The organism is Mizugakiibacter sp., from assembly GCF_039680435.1.
Classification (GTDB): Bacteria; Pseudomonadota; Gammaproteobacteria; order Xanthomonadales; family Rhodanobacteraceae; genus Mizugakiibacter.
The window spans coordinates 1-17835 of sequence record NZ_JBDKSX010000064.1; the positions used below are offsets into that span (position 1 = coordinate 1).

14 protein-coding genes are annotated in these 17835 nt (G+C 71.0%); 3 read left to right on the forward strand and 11 right to left on the reverse strand.

The genetic code is table 11. The annotated features are described in order from the left end of the window. The 8 genes from ABFC67_RS06975 to ABFC67_RS07010 all read right to left on the reverse strand — a co-directional run. Window positions 1-940 (reverse strand): IS481 family transposase (locus ABFC67_RS06975; protein WP_346737269.1); only part of this gene is annotated, 940 nt, incomplete at its 3' end. An 84-nt stretch (window positions 941-1024) separates the two neighbouring features. Beyond that, window positions 1025-2383, reverse strand: a complete 1359-nt coding sequence (locus ABFC67_RS06980) for a sigma 54-interacting transcriptional regulator (RefSeq protein WP_346737270.1) — start codon at window positions 2381-2383, stop codon at window positions 1025-1027. A gap of 312 nt (window positions 2384-2695) precedes the next feature. After that, window positions 2696-3118 carry a VOC family protein gene (locus tag ABFC67_RS06985; protein WP_346737271.1) on the reverse strand — a complete coding sequence of 141 codons (423 nt, stop codon included), beginning with the start codon at window positions 3116-3118 and terminating at the stop codon, window positions 2696-2698. 78 nt (window positions 3119-3196) lie between these two features. Continuing rightward, complete coding sequence (locus ABFC67_RS06990; RefSeq protein ID WP_346737272.1) at window positions 3197-4021, reverse strand: NAD(P)-dependent oxidoreductase; 825 nt, start codon at window positions 4019-4021, stop codon at window positions 3197-3199. Further along, window positions 4018-4608, reverse strand: coding sequence for an LON peptidase substrate-binding domain-containing protein (locus tag ABFC67_RS06995; protein WP_346737273.1), 591 nt, complete (start codon window positions 4606-4608; stop codon window positions 4018-4020). Before ABFC67_RS06995 ends, ABFC67_RS06990 begins: the two co-directional genes overlap by 4 nt. 40 nt (window positions 4609-4648) lie before the next feature. Further along, window positions 4649-6085: a UDP-N-acetylmuramate:L-alanyl-gamma-D-glutamyl-meso-diaminopimelate ligase gene (gene mpl, locus ABFC67_RS07000; RefSeq protein WP_346737274.1), complete on the reverse strand. Its 1437-nt coding sequence runs from the start codon at window positions 6083-6085 to the stop codon at window positions 4649-4651. Between the two features lie 29 nt (window positions 6086-6114). Further along, window positions 6115-6633 (reverse strand): hypothetical protein, encoded by a 519-nt coding sequence (locus tag ABFC67_RS07005; protein WP_346737275.1) that lies wholly within the window; start codon window positions 6631-6633, stop codon window positions 6115-6117. Window positions 6634-6785: 152 nt separating this feature from the next. Further along, window positions 6786-7367 (reverse strand): adenylate kinase, encoded by a 582-nt coding sequence (locus ABFC67_RS07010; RefSeq protein ID WP_346737276.1) that lies wholly within the window; start codon window positions 7365-7367, stop codon window positions 6786-6788. Window positions 7368-7570: 203 nt separating this feature from the next. On the opposite strand from ABFC67_RS07010, the gene ABFC67_RS07015 reads away from it, so the two are divergent. Next, a complete protein-coding gene (locus ABFC67_RS07015; RefSeq protein ID WP_346737277.1) occupies window positions 7571-8830 on the forward strand; it encodes a 6-phosphofructokinase in 1260 nt (419 codons plus the stop codon). Window positions 8831-8858: 28 nt separating this feature from the next. On the opposite strand, the gene ABFC67_RS07020 is transcribed toward ABFC67_RS07015, so the two are convergent. Further along, entirely contained in the window at window positions 8859-9695 is an 837-nt protein-coding gene (locus ABFC67_RS07020) for an isocitrate lyase/phosphoenolpyruvate mutase family protein (protein WP_346737278.1), read from the reverse strand. A gap of 163 nt (window positions 9696-9858) precedes the next feature. On the opposite strand from ABFC67_RS07020, the gene ABFC67_RS07025 reads away from it, so the two are divergent. Beyond that, window positions 9859-11931: a sodium-translocating pyrophosphatase gene (locus tag ABFC67_RS07025; protein WP_346737279.1), complete on the forward strand. Its 2073-nt coding sequence runs from the start codon at window positions 9859-9861 to the stop codon at window positions 11929-11931. Window positions 11932-12094: 163 nt separating this feature from the next. Here ABFC67_RS07025 and ABFC67_RS07030 read toward each other — a convergent pair whose 3' ends face one another. Then, complete coding sequence (locus ABFC67_RS07030; protein WP_346737280.1) at window positions 12095-14881, reverse strand: DNA methyltransferase; 2787 nt, start codon at window positions 14879-14881, stop codon at window positions 12095-12097. Between the two features lie 136 nt (window positions 14882-15017). Between ABFC67_RS07030 and ppa the strand changes: the two genes are divergently transcribed. Beyond that, a complete protein-coding gene (ppa, locus tag ABFC67_RS07035) occupies window positions 15018-15566 on the forward strand; it encodes an inorganic diphosphatase (RefSeq protein WP_346737281.1) in 549 nt (182 codons plus the stop codon). A 399-nt stretch (window positions 15567-15965) separates the two neighbouring features. Here the strand turns inward: ppa and ABFC67_RS07040 are convergent, their stop codons facing one another. After that, a complete protein-coding gene (locus ABFC67_RS07040; RefSeq protein ID WP_346737282.1) occupies window positions 15966-17528 on the reverse strand; it encodes a glycosyl transferase in 1563 nt (520 codons plus the stop codon). Window positions 17529-17835: the final 307 nt, after the last annotated feature.

The window sequence follows — 17835 nt, forward strand, 5'->3', positions numbered from 1 at the left end:
TGTGTAAACCCAACAGGTTGTTCATGCCGATGCGGGTGATCGGCGGCTGGTAACCGAGACTGGCGTGGGGACGGTGCCAGTTGTACTGGTGCAGCCATGTCGGCCAATGCGCGGCACGCTGCGCGGAGTGCTCGTAGCTGCGGGCATAGGCCCACTCGCGCAGCGAGGTCTGGATAAAGCGCTCGGCCTTGCCGTTGGTGCGTGGCGTGTAGGGCCGGGTGCGTACGTGGCGCAGGCCGAGCCGGCGCAGCAGGCGCTTGAAAGCGCGCGACTTGTAGCAGGCGCCGTTGTCGGTCATGACCCGGGCGAAGCGCACGCCCAACTGGCGGTAGTAGCGCAAGGTCTTGAGCAGGGCACGGCAGGCGGTCAGGCCGCGTTCGTCCGGCTCGATGGTGCCAAAGGCCACACGCGAGGCGTCGTCGATGGCCACGTGTACAAACTCCCACCCGGCACCGTCCGAAGCGTGCTGGCGTTCACCCGTGACGCGGTGACCGGGGCGCCAGAAGCGCCCCAGCTTCTTGATATCCAGATGCAGCAGATCGCCTGGCGTGGGGTACTCGTAGCGGTTGGTTGGGTGTGCCGGCTCGAGTTCCGCCAAGCGATGGAGCCCTGCGCGCTTGACCAGGCGGCCGACCGTGCTGGCCGCCACCGCCAGGTGCTGGGCGATCTGTCGATAGGTCCAGCGCTCACGGCGGTGCTCGATGACCTGGTGGGCGATCGCTGTCGCCGTGGCATGCGGGCAACGATGGGGGCGGGACGAACGATCGAGCAGCCCCACCGTACCCTCCTCGCGAAAACGCTGCAGCCACTTGTAGGCCGTGCGCACGCTCACCCCAGCCGCATGGGCGGCCTCCTCCACGCGCAGGCCGTGTTTGAGCACCCTCTCTACAAGCAGGGCTCGACCTCGCGGCGTAAGACGGGCATGTTTATGCAGGTTCATCCGGGGCTCCTGTGGGTGCTGAATGGGTCGCACCGCCAGAATCCCGGGTTCGCCCCGGGTGAACAACCTACTGAGAGATCACATCTAGCCCGTATCGCCGGAGAGCGCGACGCGATGTTTCTTGCACAGCCGGTAGACGGTGACCCGCGACACCTTCAGGCGCCGCGCGCATTCGCTGACGTTGAAGCGCGTCTCGCGCAGGCAGTCGACGATCATGTCGCGCTCGGCGCAATCGCGCGCGCTGTCCAGCGAGACCGCGTGCATCACGTAGGCGGGCTCGGCCAGATCGAGATGCGCGGGCGTGATCAGCGGGCCCTCGGCCATCACCACGGCGCGGCGCACGCGGTTCATCAGCTCGCGCACGTTGCCCGGCCAGGCATGCGCCGCCATCGCCTCCTTGGCCGCCTCGCTGAAGCCGCGCACGTGCGTACCGTGCTCCTGGCGGAACGTCTCGAGGAAATGACAGGCGAGCAGTTCGATGTCGCGCTCGCGCTCGCGCAGCGGCGGCATGTGCAGGCGCAGCACGTTGAGGCGGTAGTAGAGGTCCTCGCGGAAGCGCCGCTCGGCGACGGCCTGCTCGAGGTCGACGTGGGTCGCGGCGACCACGCGCGCATCCACCCGGATCGACTGGTGGCTGCCGACGCGCTCGATCGTGCCGTCCTGCAGGAAGCGCAGCAGGTTGGACTGCGCCTCCAGCGGCAGGTCGCCGATCTCGTCGAGGAACACGGTGCCGCCGTGCGCGGCCTCGATGCGCCCGATCTTGCGCGTGGCGGCGTCGGTGAACGCGCCGCGCTCGTGGCCGAACAGCTCCGACTGCACCAGCTTCTCCGGCAGCGCGCCGCAATTGATGGCCGCGAACGGCCCGGCGCTGCGCGCGGAGAAGCGGTGCAGCGTGCGCGCGGCCAGCTCCTTGCCGGTGCCGGTTTCGCCGGTGATCAGCACCGACACGTCGACCGGCACGAACTTGCGGATCCTGAGCGCGAGCGCGTGCATGACGCGGCTGGCGCCGATCACGCCGTCGAGGTCGTTGCCGCGCAGCGGGCCGGCGTCGCGGCCGAGCTGCGCCTTGCCCCAGGCGTGGCCGAGCGCCATGCACAGTTGGCCGACGTCGAGCGGCAACGTGAAGTAGTCGAAGAAGGCGTAGCGGATCAGGTCGCGCACCGCCGGCTTGGCCAGGTCGTCCGCGTGCACCAGCGCCAGCCACTGCACCTCCGGATGCTGCGCCGCCAGGCGCTCGACGTTGCGCAGCGGCGTCTCGGCGTCGAATTCGACCAGCGCGACCCAGGCGTCGGTGCCGCGGATGATGGCGGAGCCGTCGTCGCGCCGCAGGTCGATCGGCAGGACGCGCCAACCCGCTTCCGCCAGCGCGCGGTGCACCTGCGGGTCCGGGGCGCCGAACCACGCCAGGCTGCGGGTGGATGCTCCATTTCCCTGCACGCCCATGGCTTCCTCGCACGCATGGCGCCCGTTCCGCCGTCGCGACGACGGGCGAACCCGGCGCTACCCCACCAGTCACGAGCTGCTCAGGCAGAAGCCAGGGCTCCGACCGGGCTGCCGGTTTCCCGCCATACGCGGGAACGCCGTGCGCCGGGCAGACGTTCCGGCGGGAAACACGCGTTGCATTATTTGACGCCGGATCGGGGCGCCATGTTGACCGGCATCAATACCGGTCATCGTGCGGAAGAGCCGTAAAAACGGCCGTTTGCGGCCCTGCGGCACGCTGCCTCGCGTACTCCTACTCCGATCCCGGGGCGTTTACCAGTTGCCCGTATTGGGCATCGACGCCCACGGCTCGCGCGGCGGCAGCGCGTCGCCCTTCTGCAGCAGCTCGATCGAGATCAGGTCGGGCGAGCGCACGAACGCCATGTGGCCGTCGCGCGGCGGGCGGTTGATGGCGACGCCCATCGCCTGCAGGCGTGCGCAGAGGGCGTAGATGTCGTCGACGCGAAAGGCGAGGTGGCCGAAGTTGCGCGCCGAGCCGTAGTCCTCCGCCGAGTCCCAGTTGTGGGTCAGCTCCAGCTCCGCCTCGGGACTGTCCGGCGCGGCCAGGAACACCAGGGTGAACCTGCCCTGCGGATAGTCGCGCCGGCGCACCTCGCGCAGGCCGAGGCCGTCGCAATAGAAACGCAGCGCGGCGTCGAGATCGCGCACGCGCACCATGCTGTGCAGGTATTTCATCGGCTTCGCTCCGGCAGCGGCAACGCCGGGAAGTTCGGGGCGCGCCCGGACGCGTTCAAGTCCGGCCGCGGCGCCGGCTCAGTCGAGGAAGAAGTCGGGCAGCAATTGCGCGCCCGGCTGCACCGCGTAGCGCGCGAAGTCCGCGGTGCCGGCCTCGCGCAGCACCTCCTCGTCGATGCAGAAGTGCCCGCTGAACGCGCGCGCCGGTCGGGTCAGGACGCGGTGCGCGGCGTCGGCGACGATCTCCGGCATGCGGCAGTTCTCCGGCCGCACCATGCCGCCGAGCATGGCGATCGCGGCGGTGGCGATCACCGTCCTCGGCCACAGCGCGTTGACCGCGACGCCGTCGCGGGCGAATTCCGCGCTCATGCCCAGCACGCACATGCTCATGCCGTACTTGGCGATGGTGTAGGCGGTATGCGCCTGGAACCAGCGCGGCTTCAGGTTCAGCGGCGGCGACAGCATCAGCACGTGCGGATTGGCCGCCTTCTTCAGGTGCGGCAGGCAGGCCTGGGTGACCATGAAGGTGCCGCGCGTGTTGACCTGGTGCATCAGGTCGAAGCGCTTCATCGGCGTGCCGGCGGTGCCGGCCAGCCAGATCGCGCTGGCGTTGTTGACCAGGATGTCGATGCCGCCGAAGCGCTCGACCGTGGCCGCCACCGCGGCCTGCACCTCGGCCTCCTCGCGGATGTCCATCTTCAGCGCCAGCGCCTGCCCGCCGGCCGCCTCGATCTCGGCGGCGGCGCTGTGGATGGTGCCGGGCAGCTTCGGATTCGGCACCGCGCTCTTGGCCGCGACCGCGACGTTGGCGCCGTCGCGCGCGGCGCGCAGCGCGATCGCCAAGCCGATGCCGCGCGAGGCGCCGGTGATGAACAGGGTCTTGCCTTGCAGGGTGTCGGTCATGCGCGCTGGAACCTCGGCAGGCTGTCGCGCAGGGCGCGCAGGCGTTCGAGTGGATCGGTCACTTCGAGCATCTGCTGGCGCTCGCCGTGGGTCAGCGGCAGCAGCTCGGCGAGGCGGAAGCCGACCCAACTGGCGTCGTCGTAGCAGGCGCGCGGCGCGTCCTCGTAGTGCGGGCCGAGCTGCTCGACCAGGCGCTCGAGGATGGTCGGCAGCAGGCCGTGCTCGGGCGGCACCGGCAACTGCGGCTCGTCCGGCCAGAAGCGCACCTCGCCGTGCACCAGCCCGTTGTCGCGCACGCGCGTGCTCAGCACGCGGAAACGCGCGCCGCCCTCGGCGGTTATGCCGAGCAGGCCGTCGGGCAAGGTGTAGAAATCGGTGATGCGCGCCAGCGTGCCGACCGCCGCCGGCAGCGCCGGCTCGCCGACCTCGCCGCCCTGCAGGATCAGGCACACGCCGAAGCCCTGGCCCGCGCGCGCGCATTCGCGCACCATGTCGAGATAGCGCGGCTCGAAGATGCGCAACTGCAGCGGCCCGCCGGGAAACAGCACGGCAGACATCGGGAACAGCGGGATGTCGGGGAGCGCCACGCGGCGAGTCTAGCACCCGCGCCGCGGCGGGTTCGGCCGCTCAGCGCGCCGCCCGCAGCGCCTCGGCGAAGCGGCGCGGGGCGGCCTCGAAGCCGCCGTTGGACATGAACACGACGTGGTCGCCGGGGCGCGCCTGTTCCAGCAGCGCGGCGATCAGCGCGTCCACCGTCGGCGCGCTGCGGCCGCGGCCGTCCAGCGCGGCGGTGACGCACTCGGCGTCCCACGGCAGCTCGGGGCGGTGCAGGAACACCACCGCGTCGGCGTCGCGCAGGCTGGGCGCCAGCCCGGCGGCGTGCGCGCCGAGCCGCATCGAGTTCGAGCGCGGCTCCAGCGCGACCACGATGCGCGCCGCGCCGACGCGCGCGCGCCGGCCGGCCAGCGTGGTGGCGATCGCGTTCGGGTGGTGCGCGAAGTCGTCGTAGACGCGCACGCCGGCGTGCTCGCCGACCAGCTCCATGCGCCGTTTGACGCTGGCGAAGCCGGCGAACGCCGGCAGCAGCGCGGCCGGATCGGCGCCCGCCGCGGCCGCGGCGGCCAGCGCGGCCAGCGCGTTCATCACGTTGTGGCGGCCGAGCAGCGGCCAGCGCACCTCGCCGACCGCGACGCCGCCGCGCGTCACCGCGAACGCCGAGCCGTCGGCTTCGATCAACCGCGCGCGCCAGTCGCCGCGCGCGATGCCGAAGGTCTCGACCGGCGTCCAGCAACCCATCGCCAGCACCTCGGCGAGACGCTCGTCCTCGGCGTTGACGATCAGCCGGCCGTTGCCGGGCACGGTGCGCACCAGGTGGTGGAACTGGCGCTGGATCGCGGCGACGTCGGGGAAGATGTCGGCGTGGTCGTACTCGAGGTTGTTGAGGATGGCGACGCGCGGGCGGTAGTGCACGAACTTCGAGCGCTTGTCGAAGAACGCGGTGTCGTACTCGTCCGCCTCGATGACAAATGGCGCAGCGCCGGATGAGGGTGCGGGTTCCGCGCGCGGCGCCGAATCCCCACCCCGCCCCCTCTCCCGAGGGGAGGGGGGCTTTCCACCCAGCCGCGCCGACACGCCGAAATTGCCCGGCACGCCGCCGACCAGGAAGCCCGGCGCCAGCCCGGCGCTTTCCAGCAGGTGCGCCAGCAGGCTGGTGGTGGTGGTCTTGCCGTGCGTGCCGGCCACCGCCAGCACCTCGCGCTCGCGCAGCAGCGTCTCGCCCAGCCACTGCGGCCCGGAGACGTAGGGCAGGCGCGCGTCCAGCACGTGCTCGATCGCCGGATTGCCGCGCGACAGCGCGTTGCCGACGATCACCAGGTCCGGCGCCGGCTGCAGGTGCGCGGCGGCATAGCCGGACTTCAGCGCGATGCCGAGCGCCTCGAGCTGGGTGCTCATCGGCGGATACACGTTGGCGTCGGAACCTTCCACCGTGTGGCCGAGTTCGCGCGCCAGCGCGGCGACGCCGCCCATGAAGGTGCCGCAGATGCCGAGGATGTGGATGCGCATGTCGGGCGGTGCTCGCAGCGTGGCGCGGATCAGGCCGGGAACGTGGCCTGCACCAGCACATAGTTGCCGAGGCCGAGCAGCAGCGCCAGCAGCACGCCGCCGGCGAACGGCACGTCGAGCGCGTGGCGCAGCACGTGCGCGATCGCGCACAGTTGCCAGATCGCCAGGCCGAGCAGCGGCCAGATCAGCAGCATCTGCAGCGCGGTCGGATGCATCACGTCGACGTTCGGCCCCATCAGCAGCGCCAGCGGCAGCGCCAGCAGCGAGAACGCCAGCAGCACGCCGAGCAGCGCGCCCGCCGCCTGCACGTAGCGCGCGCGCTGGCCGCGCAGGGCGAGCAGCGCGTACAGCGCGCCGAGCATGAACAGCACCGACAGCACGCCGCCCGCCAGGCCCTCGCCGACGCCCTTGCGCAGGCCGCCGGCCAGCACCTGCAGCACGATCAGCGCCAGCCCCAGCAGGGCCGGCAGGTGCGGCGCATAGGGCAGGTCCTGCGGGCCGCGCCGCAGCAGGCAGAGATCGCGTATGACGGGAAACAGTTCGCGCATCGGTTCGCTTCCGCGGCGGCCCGCCGCTGGTGTCAGGCGCCCAAGACTACGACATCGGGCCGCCGGCCGCGGCGCGGCCGGCACGCGCGCGACGCGCGCGGCGACCGCGTGCGGAAGACGCCGGGGAAAGCCTCGGGCCGCGCGTGCGGGCCTCAGGCGTTGGCCGCGCTGCGCCGCGAGAGCGCGGCGAGGATGCGCGCGTAGACCTCGTCCATGGCGCCGACGCCGTCGACCACCTGCAGCTTGCCGCGCCTGGCGTAGTAGTCGGCCACCGGCGCGGTCTGCTCGGCGTACACGGCGAGGCGCTTGCGCACCGTCTCCGGGTTGTCGTCGGCGCGACCTTCGGCCTTGAAGCGGATCTCGGTGCGGCCGACGATCACCTCGCTCGGCACTTTCAGCTTGACCACCGCGTCCAGCGGCTGGCCCAGCCGCGCCAGCAGGCCGTCCAGCGCATCGGCCTGGGCCAGGTTGCGCGGGTAGCCGTCGAGGATGAAGCCGGCCTGCGCGTCGGGCCGCGAGACGCGCTCCTCCAGCATGCCCAGCACGATGTCGTCGGACACCAGTTGGCCCGCCTCCATCACCGCCTTGGCCTTCAGCCCCAGCGGCGTGCCGGCGGCGACCGCGGCGCGCAGCAGATCGCCGGTGGAGATGTGCGGCACCTTCAGTTCCGTCTTGAGGCGGGCGGCCTGGGTGCCCTTGCCCGAGCCGGGCGCGCCGAGTAACACGAGTCGCATGGGAGTCCGGAATCCTTCCGCAATGCCGCGGCAGGCCGCGCGCATCCGGTAGACTTGAGAGGGAAAAATCGCGGCTAACGCTAACGGCTCGACGGGGCCCGCGTCAAACCGACGAAAGTCGCCGCCGCGCCGCAGACTGCGGAATTGCAAGGGAAACGCCGGGCCGCGCCGGTGCCGGCGGCCACCACGACGGGAGACGGACCATGCCCCAGGGCAAGCTGCTGTACGCGCAGTCGGGCGGCGTCACCGCCGTGATCAACACCACCGCGGCGGCGGTGATCGACGCGGCGCGCAAGCGCGGCGTGAAGGTGTACGCCGCGCGCAACGGCATCCTCGGCGCGCTGCGCGAGGAGCTGATCGATACCTCGAAGGAATCCGCCGCGGCGATCCGCGCGCTGGCGTGGACGCCGGGCGGCGCGTTCGGCTCGTGCCGCTACAAGCTGAAGTCGATCGAGGAAAACCGCGCGCAGTACGCGCGCCTGATCGACGTGCTGCGCGCGCACGACGTGCGCTGGTTCCTCTACAACGGCGGCAACGACTCCGCCGACACCGCGCACAAGCTCTCGCAGGTCGGCAAGGCGCTCGGCTACGAGGTCGCCTGCATCGGCGTGCCGAAGACCGTCGACAACGACCTCGCCGTCACCGACTGCTGCCCCGGCTTCGGCTCGGTGGCGAAGTACACCGCGCTGTCGGTGCTGGAGGCGGGCCTCGACGTCGCCTCGATGTACGAATCCTCGACCAAGGTGTTCATCCTCGAGGTGATGGGCCGCCACGCCGGCTGGATCGCCGCGGCCGCCGGCCTCGCCGGCAGCGGACCCGACGACGCGCCGCACCTGATCCTGTTCCCGGAGATCGCCTTCGACGAGGACGCGTTCCTGGCGCGCGTGAAGGCCACCGTCGAGCGCGTCGGCTACTGCGTGGTGGTGGCCTCCGAGGGTCTGAAGAACGCCGAGGGCCAGTTCCTCGCCGAGGCCGGCACGCGCGACGCATTCGGCCACAGCCAGCTCGGCGGCGTGGCGCCGGCACTGGCGGCGCTGGTCAAGGCCAAGCTCGGCTACAAGTACCACTGGGCGCTGCCCGACTACCTGCAGCGCTCGGCGCGGCACGCCGCGTCGCAGACCGACCACGACCAGGCCTGGGCGGTCGGCAAGGCCGCGGTCGAGTACGCGCTGGCCGGCGCGAACGCGGTGATGCCGGTAATCGTGCGCACGTCCGATGCGCCCTACCGCTGGAAGATCGCGCCGGCGCCGCTGGCGAAGATCGCCAACCGCGAGAAGAAGCTGCCGGCCGGCTACATCCGCCGCGACGGCTACGGCATCACCGCCGCCGCGCGCCGCTACCTCGCGCCGCTGATCCGCGGCGAGGCCGCGCCGCCCTACGGCGCCGACGGCCTGCCCAGGTACGTGCGCCTGCGGAACGCCGCGGTGGCGAAGAAGCTGCCCGCCTACGCGATCGGCGCATGAGCCGCGCGGCTGCGCCGCGCACCATCGCTCAGCCGCGCGGTGCCGCGCGGAACAGCGCGTCCAGCTCGCCGTGCGGGGTCGCGCCGGCGAGGCCGTCGAAGCGGCCCTCGGCCAGCCCGCGCGCGGCGTGCATGAAGCCGGCCCAGGCGGCGCGGTAGAGCCCGCCGCCGACGCTGACGCGGCGCACGCCCAGCTCGGCCAGCCGCGCCAGGTCGAACGGCGCCGGCCCGCCGACCAGCACGTTGACCGGCTTCGGCGCCACCGCCGCGACCACCGCGGCGATCTGTTCCTCCGTGCGCAGGCCCGGCGCGAACAGGCAGTCGGCGCCGGCTTCCGCGTAGGCGCGCAGGCGGCGCAGCGATTCGTTCAGCGGATCCGGATGGCCGACCAGGAAGCATTCGGCGCGGCCGACCAGCAGCACGTCGCCGCCCGCGGCGTCGATCGCCGCGCGCGCCGCACGCATGCGCGCGACCGCTTCCTCCAGCGGGTACAGCGGCTGCGCGGCGTCGCCGGTGGAGTCCTCGATGGACAGACCGGCGACGCCGGTGTCGACGCAGCGGCGCACGTTGGCGGCGAGCGTACCGGGATCGCGCGCGTGGCCGTCCTCGAAATCGGCGTTGACCGGCAGCGGCGTCGCCGCGACCAGGTCGCGCAGGTGCGCCAGCACTTCCTCGACGCCCGGCACGCCGTCGGCGCGCGCGCGCGAGAAGGCGTAGCCGGCGCTGGTGCTGGCCAGCGCCGCGAAGCCGAGCTGCTGCAGCCCGCGCGCGGAACCGGGGTCCCACGCGTTCGGGATCACGAAGCAGCCGCGCTCGTGCAGGCGGCGGAAGGCGGCGCGGCGTTCGGCGATGCTCGATGCGGACATGGCGACCCCGGCGGATGCAGTGGAGAAAGGCAAGCGCCCAGTGTACCGCCTCGGCTATGCTGCGCTGCGGCGCACAAAGCCCGCGCGCGTGCGCTGGCTATACTTTGCGCAGCCGCCCGCCCGGGGCGGCCCTTTTTTGTCCACGTTCATGGGGAGAGGTTCGATGCTGCAGCAGTACGGCTTGTGGATCGCGCTCGCGTGCGCGGTCGTCGCGATCCTGTATGGCGCGTTCTCGGTCCGCTGGGTGCTGGCGCAGGGCGCCGGCAATGCGCGCATGCAGGAAATCGCGGCGGCGATCCAGGAAGGCGCGCGCGCCTATCTCAACCGCCAGTACACCACCATCGGCCTGGTCGGCGTGGTGCTGTTCGTGGTGATCGGCTTCTTCCTCAACTGGCCGACCGCGATCGGCTTCGTGATCGGCGCGCTGCTCTCGGGCGCGGCCGGCTACATCGGCATGAACGTCTCGGTGCGCGCCAACGTGCGCACCGCCGAAGCCGCGCGCGCCGGGCTGAGCCGGGCGATGGACGTCGCCTTCCGCGGCGGCGCGATCACCGGCATGCTGGTGGTCGGCCTCGGCCTGGTCGGCGTCGCCGGCTACTGGCTGGCGCTGCAGAAGTCCGGCATCGAGGGCGAGGCCGCGCTGCACGCGCTGGTCGGCCTGGCGTTCGGCTCTTCGCTGATCTCGATCTTCGCGCGCCTCGGCGGCGGCATCTTCACCAAGGGCGCCGACGTCGGCGCCGACCTGGTCGGCAAGGTCGAGGCCGGCATCCCCGAGGACGATCCGCGCAACCCGGCGGTGATCGCCGACAACGTCGGCGACAACGTCGGCGACTGCGCCGGCATGGCCGCCGACCTTTTCGAGACCTACGCGGTCACGGTGATCGCGACCATGCTGCTGGCCGGCCTGACCTTCGCCAACAACGCCAACGCCGTGCTGTACCCGCTGGTGCTGGGCGGCGTGTCGATCATCGCCTCGATCATCGCCACCTTCTTCGTCAAGGTGAAGGCCGGCGGCTCGATCATGGGCGCGCTGTACAAGGGCGTGATCGTCTCGGCGCTGCTCTCGGCGGTCGCGTTCTGGTTCGTCACCGGCAACCTGCTGCCCGAGGGGCTGGCCACCGCGGACGGCCTGGCGATTTCCAGCCACGCGCTGTTCTGCTGCTCGCTGATCGGCCTGGCTCTGACCGGCGCGATCGTGTGGATCACCGAGTACTACACCGGCACGCAGTTCAAGCCGGTGCGGCACATCGCGCAGGCCTCGACCACCGGCCACGGCACCAACATCATCGCCGGCCTCGGCGTGTCGATGAAGTCGACCGCGCTGCCGGTGATCGCCGTGTGCGTGGCGATCTGGGGCGCCTACGCGCTGGGCGGCCTGTACGGCATCGCCATCGCCGCCACGGCGATGCTGTCGATGGCCGGCATGATCGTCGCGCTGGACGCCTACGGCCCGATCACCGACAACGCCGGCGGCATCGCCGAGATGAGCGAACTGCCGCCGGAAGTGCGCGCCGTCACCGATCCGCTGGACGCGGTCGGCAACACCACCAAGGCGGTGACCAAGGGTTATGCGATCGGTTCCGCCGCGCTGGCCGCGCTGGTGCTGTTCGCCGACTACACGCACAACCTCAACGCCGTGGGTGAAGCCAAGGCCGCGCTGGGCGGCGTCGCCTACGAGGCGATGCGCTTCGACCTGTCCGACCACATGGTGATCATCGGCCTGCTGATCGGCGGCCTGATCCCCTACCTGTTCGGCGCGATGGCGATGGAAGCGGTCGGCCGCGCCGCCGGCGCGGTGGTCGAGGAAGTGCGCCGCCAGTTCCGCGAGATCGCCGGCATCATGCAGGGCACCGGCAAGCCGCAGTACGACAAGGCGGTGGACATGCTGACCAAGTCGGCGATCAAGGAAATGATCGTGCCCTCGCTGCTGCCGGTCGTGGTGCCGGTGGTGGTCGGCCTGCTGCTCGGGCCGAAGGCGCTCGGCGGCCTGCTGATCGGCACCATCGTCACCGGCCTGTTCGTCGCCATCTCGATGACCACCGGCGGCGGCGCCTGGGACAACGCCAAGAAGTACATCGAGGACGGCCACCACGGCGGCAAGGGTTCCGACGCGCACAAGGCCGCCGTCACCGGCGACACCGTGGGCGACCCGTACAAGGACACCGCCGGCCCGGCGGTGAACCCGCTGATCAAGATCATCAACATCGTCGCGCTGCTGCTGATCCCGCTGCTCTGAGCCGCGGCCCGACGCGTCACCGAGACGCCCCGCCCTGCGCGGGGCGTCTTTTTTTGCGGTAACCGTCCGTAGGGCGGAAGCCGCGCAGCGGCTTCCGCCGCATGCCCCACGCACGCCGCACGCATGCCGCACGGCGGAAGCGCCGCGGCGCGGCGATTCCGCCCTACGCGTCGGCGGCGGCGCGGCGGCGGCGGGTGCGTGCAGGCTTCGCGGCGGGCAGCAGCGAGGTGAGGGCCTGGTAGCGCTCGAACAGGAAGGCGACGCGCTCGGCGTCGCTGCCGAGCCTGGGCGCCTTGCGTCCGGCCGCCTTCTCGGCGGCGACGTAGGCCGCGTCCACCGCGCGGTCCAGTGCCTGGTGCGCCTTCACCAGCGCGGGCGGCATGGTCAGCGGGTCGTAGAGGTCGGCCAGCGTCGAGTCCGGGAACTGCGCACGCGTGTCCAGCACGCCCTGCGCGGCGGCCTCGATGGCGGCGCGGCGCCGGTCGTCCACCGGTTCGGGCCAGGGGAAGTTGTTGTAGACGATGCCGGCGGAGTAGCGGTAACGACTTTCGAGTCGGCCGCAGACCGCGCGCACCCATGCCATGTGCATCGTCGAGGTCAGCACACCAAAGTCGAACAGGGACCCTCCTGCGATAGTGAACAGTTCGGTACTCGCGACTACATCTTGGTCGAGGAATCCCATCGGGATGAATGCGCGGTTCTCCGAGGATGTCTTGGGCACGGCGATATAGCGAGCTGCCGGTTGACGAATTTCGCCAAACAGTGCGGGCGTTGCTGCCAGTGCATTTGTCGTTGCACGCGTACTCTCGACGCGAATCTGCCTCACCGCCGCAACCCTGGCGGCAACGTTGGGCAAGTTGCGCAACTCGTTAGGCGCAATGTCGACTAGCCACAAACACCAACGTCCGATGCCGTTGATGAACTCCTCCGAGCCCAGGAACGGCTTGACCCATCTTTCCGCTCCTGGCTCTTGCGCGATGAGCGCGGCCTTTTCATCGTCGCTGAGGAGGAGGTTCCCGCCATCGTTTGGCATGCTTCCAAAAGCGATCTCTGGAGCTGCGGACACGGGAGTAGATCGTTTCGATAGGAATACTTCCGGCGCATCCACCAGATAAGGGTTGATTCGCGTGGCGCTGACAAGGTGTGGTTCGCCGTCTACACGCTCGTAGTCGAACAATTGCCTCGCGGCGCTTGTGAGAGACGCAAATCCGATGATCACGCAGTGCACCGCCGCCCTGCCGCGTGCTTCGTTGCTCCATTTGAACGTGCGGTGCGCAAACCGAATGTGGATTCCGCGCTTGTATAGTTCCGACCAGAGAACTCCGACCTGCTCGCCCTGCGTGATCGAGTTGGTCGAGACGAAAGCGCAGCGGATCGCGGTGTCCTGGACGTACTTCGCAGCCAGCAGGTACCACGCCGCCACGAAATCCAGCACGCCGGCACCCTTCACACCTTGGAAAACCTGCGCCATGTCGGTCTTCTGTGCCGCGCTCTGTTCTTTCTTCCCCACGAACGGCGGATTGCCGAGGATGTAGCTCAACTGCTCCTTCGGCACCACGCTGTTCCAGTCGATGCGCAGCGCGTTGCCGTGGACGATGGTCGGCGACTTGGTGAGCGGCAGGCGCGCGAAGTATTCGCCGAACTGCTCGGCGACGCGCAGGTTCATCTGGTGGTCCATCAGCCACAGCGCGACCTGGGCGATCTGCGCGGGGAATTCCTCGATCTCGATGCCGTAGAACTGGTCCACGTCCACGGCGACGTGCTCGCTGACGCCCTTGAACACCGAACCCTGGCGCGCGTACAGGCGTTCCAGCACTTCCAGTTCCAGCAGGCGGATCTCGCGGTAAGCGATGACGAGGAAGTTGCCGCAGCCGCAGGCCGGATCGAGGAAGCGCAGGTGCGCCAGCCGGACGTGGAAGCCCTTCAGCTTGTTGGCGTCGTGGCCGATGCGCGCCAGCTCGGCCTTCAGTTCGTCGAGGAACAGCGGGCCGATCAGCTTGAGGATGTTCTTCTCGCTGGTGTAGTGCGCGCCGAGGTTGCGCCGCGCCTTGGCGTCCATCACCGACTGGAACATCGAGCCGAAGATCGCCGGGCTGATGCGGCTCCAGTCCAGCGCGGCGGCGTCGAGCAGCAGCGTGCGCGTGGCGGCGTCGAACGCGGCCAGCGGCAGCGGCTCGGCGAACAGGCGGCCGTTGACGTAGGGGAATTCGGCGAGCTGCGGCTCCAGCGTGGCCTGGCGGCGGTCGGGCGCGCGGTCGAGCACCTGGAACAACTGCGCCAGCGCGGGGCCGAGGTCGCCGCCGTCCGCGCGCGTGCGCGCGATCAGCTCCTGGAACGATGCGCGCGGGAAGATGCCGGTGTCGTCGGCGAACAGGCAGAACAGCAGGCGCACCAGCAGCACTTCCAGCGCATGGCCGTCGTAGCCGGAGGCCTTCAGCGCGTCGTGCAGCCGGCCCATGCGCTCGGCCGCCTTGACGTTGACCGGGTCTTCTTCCTTGAAGCTGCGCGCCTGGTAGCCGGCGATGAAGCCGAAGCGGCGCACGTGTTTGTGCAGGTCCTTCAGCGCGAACTCGGCCGGCGACTCGCCGCCTTCGAGGTCGTACAGGCGGAAGCGCGCGAAGTCGGACACCAGCAGGTACTTCGGCAGCTCGGCGTCGCTGAGGCCGTGGAAGTAGTCGCGCGCCTGCGCGTGGGCGCGGTCGAGGTCCTTGCCGCGCGACTTGTGCTCGACCAGCAGCACGCCCTTCCACAGCAGGTCGATGTAGCCGTCGTTGCCGTCGAGCTTCTTCACCTTGCGCTCGAAGGCGGCGACGCGGCGGCGCGGCACGCCGAACACGTCGAAGAAGCCGTCCCAGAAGCTCTTGGCCTCGGCGTCCTCGGAGGCCTCGTCCGCCCATTCGCGCGAGAAGCGCAGCGCGCGGTCCTTGATCTCGTTCCAACTGAGCGGCATGACGTCCCCTGCCCTGCGTATCCGACAAGGGTAAGCCACGCGGCGCGGCCCGCCCAGCCGCGCGATTGGTGCGGCGCAACACGGATTGCCGTATGCTTTCCGGTCTTTTCCCCCGGATTGCGCAGGAGCAACACCCATGGGCCTCGACCTGGTTCCCGCCGGCCGCGACGTGCCGAACGAGATCAACGTCGTCATCGAGATCCCGAAGGACGCCGAGCCGGTCAAGTACGAGGTGGACAAGGCTTCGGGCGCGATCTTCGTCGACCGCATCCTGTCCACGCCGATGCGTTATCCCTGCAACTACGGCTACGTGCCGCACACGCTGGGCGGCGACGGCGATCCGCTGGACGCGCTGGTGATCCTGCCGCTGCCGCTGGTGCCGGGCGCGGTGATCCGCTGCCGTCCGGTCGGCATCCTGCGCATGAGCGACGAGGCCGGCAGCGACGAGAAGCTGGTGGTGGTGCCCGTCGCCAAGGTGTTCGCCGGCTACGCGCACATCGCCGACATCGGCCAGGTGTCGGGGCACTGGCTGCAGCGCATCGGCCACTTCTTCGAGCACTACAAGGATCTCGAGAAGGGCAAGTGGGTGAAGCTCGACGGCTGGGGCGGCGCGGACGACGCGCGCGCCGAGATCGATGCCTGCGTGGCCCGCTACGACGCCGCGCCGCTGAAGCCGAATTTCTGAGCGGGCGCGGCGGACGGGCCTGGACGAACACGCGGTTGCCTGTCTCCCTCGCTCCGGCGGGAAGCGGGGAAGCACGAAGACGCGGCGCGGAGTCCAGGCACGGCTTCTTGTCTCCCTCTCCCCGGCGGGGAGAGGGTCGGTGTGAGGGGGGTGCCGTCCGCAGGACGGCCGCTGTTCGTTTCAACAAAGACGAAAGCGCGCGCTGCGCGCGTCCCCTTCACCCTGCTCTCTCCCCGTTGGGGAGAGGGGAAGAGAACGGGGTCGGCGACGCTTGTCCTGCTTGTCCTGCTTGTCCTGCTTGTCCCGCCTGCCTCGCGTGCCTCGCGTGCCTCGCTTGTCCCGCTTGTCGCGAACTCTCGGCGCCGGGACGGAAAAGCGCAGCGTGCCCGGCGCGCTTCGTCATGGCGCCGCCTGCGCCGCGACCAGATCCGCCGCGCGCCAGACGCCGATGCGGCGGTGGCCGCTGTTGAAGTAGGGCCAGGTGCGCCAAGGGGCGACGCCCCTGGGTTCGTCGCTGCCGTCGCTGGCGATCACGTAGCCGTCGGGATGCGCGAAGCACCATGCGCGCACTTCCTCGCGCGCGATCACCGGCAGCGGCTGGCGCAGGCGGCCCACGTAGCCGAACAGGCCGTTGTGCCATTCGATGTGCGCGATCGGGCGCCCCTCGGCCTGCGCCGCGGCGATGAAGCGCGCGGTCGGGCCGACGTCGAGCGCGGGCGCGAGCGCCAGCGTGCCGCCCAGCAGCACGGCCGCGCCCAGTGCGGTCGACGCCAGCGCGATGCCGCGCGGCGTCGCGGCGCGCGCGCCGCGCCACAGCCCGACCGCGACCACCAGCGGCACCAGCGCGAGCAGCGCCAGCGCGGGCTGCGCGTCGAAGCCGTATTTGCGCGCCGCCCACCACGGCAGCACGGCGACGCCGGCCGCGGCCGCGAGCGCGAGCAGCGCGTACAGGCGCGCGGCGACGCGCGCGCCGGCCTGCCCCAGCACCACCGCGCCGCCCAGCGCCAGCGCCGGCAGCAGAGGCACCAGGTAGTGCACCTGCTTGCCGCTGATCAGGCAGAAAGCGAGGAACGGCGGCACGAACCACGCCAGCGCGAAGCGTCCCGCGCGCTCGCGCGGCAGCGCCGCCCACGCCGCGCGCGGCGCGCGCAGGGCCAGCGTCCACGGCAGCAGCAGCACCGGCAGCAACGGCAGGTACCACCACAGCGGGCGCGCGTGCGCGAAGCTCGCGTGCAGGCGGCCGCTCACCTTCGCCAGCAGCGGCTGCCAGTACGCCTCGCCGCCGATCAGCGCCGCCGGCAGCAGCCAGGCCAGCGCGATCGCGGCACCGATGCCGATGCCCGCGGCCAGCGCGGCATACCAGCGCGCCTTCGACGCGCGCGCGGTGGCGCTCCACCACGGCGCCAGCAGCGCCGCGCCGGCCACGTGCAGCAGCACCACCGGGCCCTTGGCCAGCACGCCCAGGCCGACGGCGAGGCCGAGCACGCCGATGCCGCGCCGCCAGCGCGCGGCATCGAGGTCGAGCAGCGCGTGCATCGCCAGCAGCACGCACGCCGCCAGCAGCAGGTCGAACATGATCGCGCCGGCGAAGATGGCGATGCCGAAGCAGCCGGCCAGCAGCCACATCGCCGCGTCGTCCAGGGCGAGGCGGCGCGCGAGGCGGCGCAGCAGTTCGAGCATCGCCCAGGTAACGCCGAGCGCCAGCGCGCGCGCCACCCAGGTGTGCACGCCGAACGCCTTCCAGCCAAGCGCGATCAGCCAGAACAGGAACGGCGACTTGTCGGTGTAGACCACGCCGTTGACGGTCGGCACCAGCCAGTGGCCGGACAGCGTCATCTCCCAGGTCGCGGTGAGGTAGCGCGTCTCGTCGATCGGGATCGGCGGCAGCAGCAGCACCAGCGGCAGCAGGCACAGCGCCCACGGCCAGCGGGAGGACAGGAATCGGCGCAGGGCGTCGGTCATCGGCGAAGTCGGGATGCGCCCGCATGACGCGGGCGCGCGCATGCTAGCGCGGGTGGCTTTGATTTGCTTTCGGGCTGCGGCGCCGACGGTGACCACGGTGGGCACCCAGCGACGTGGTCAGCCGCGCTCCCGGACAGCGCATGATCTCCCGCGGCAGGGCAGCCTGCGCCACCCGTATGCACCGGACGCCCGGCGCGCGCGGAATGCGTCTGCCGGCCACGTCGCGGGCTGCCGGCACCCTGCGACAGGGCCGCTCCCGGCGATCGCCGCCACACGGGCGACCGCCGATCGGAGGGCAGCGCTGCGC

Coding starts and splice junctions, on each gene's coding strand:
- ABFC67_RS06980 (WP_346737270.1), bottom strand. CDS start 2,383: ATGGGCGTGCAGGGAAATGGAGCATCCACCCGCAGCCTGGCGTGGTTC.
- ABFC67_RS06985 (WP_346737271.1), bottom strand. CDS start 3,118: ATGAAATACCTGCACAGCATGGTGCGCGTGCGCGATCTCGACGCCGCG.
- ABFC67_RS06990 (WP_346737272.1), bottom strand. CDS start 4,021: ATGACCGACACCCTGCAAGGCAAGACCCTGTTCATCACCGGCGCCTCG.
- mpl (WP_346737274.1), bottom strand. CDS start 6,085: ATGCGCATCCACATCCTCGGCATCTGCGGCACCTTCATGGGCGGCGTC.
- ABFC67_RS07005 (WP_346737275.1), bottom strand. CDS start 6,633: ATGCGCGAACTGTTTCCCGTCATACGCGATCTCTGCCTGCTGCGGCGC.
- ABFC67_RS07010 (WP_346737276.1), bottom strand. CDS start 7,367: ATGCGACTCGTGTTACTCGGCGCGCCCGGCTCGGGCAAGGGCACCCAG.
- ABFC67_RS07015 (WP_346737277.1), top strand. CDS start 7,571: ATGCCCCAGGGCAAGCTGCTGTACGCGCAGTCGGGCGGCGTCACCGCC.
- ABFC67_RS07020 (WP_346737278.1), bottom strand. CDS start 9,695: ATGTCCGCATCGAGCATCGCCGAACGCCGCGCCGCCTTCCGCCGCCTG.
- ABFC67_RS07025 (WP_346737279.1), top strand. CDS start 9,859: ATGCTGCAGCAGTACGGCTTGTGGATCGCGCTCGCGTGCGCGGTCGTC.
- ABFC67_RS07030 (WP_346737280.1), bottom strand. CDS start 14,881: ATGCCGCTCAGTTGGAACGAGATCAAGGACCGCGCGCTGCGCTTCTCG.
- ppa (WP_346737281.1), top strand. CDS start 15,018: ATGGGCCTCGACCTGGTTCCCGCCGGCCGCGACGTGCCGAACGAGATC.
- ABFC67_RS07040 (WP_346737282.1), bottom strand. CDS start 17,528: ATGACCGACGCCCTGCGCCGATTCCTGTCCTCCCGCTGGCCGTGGGCG.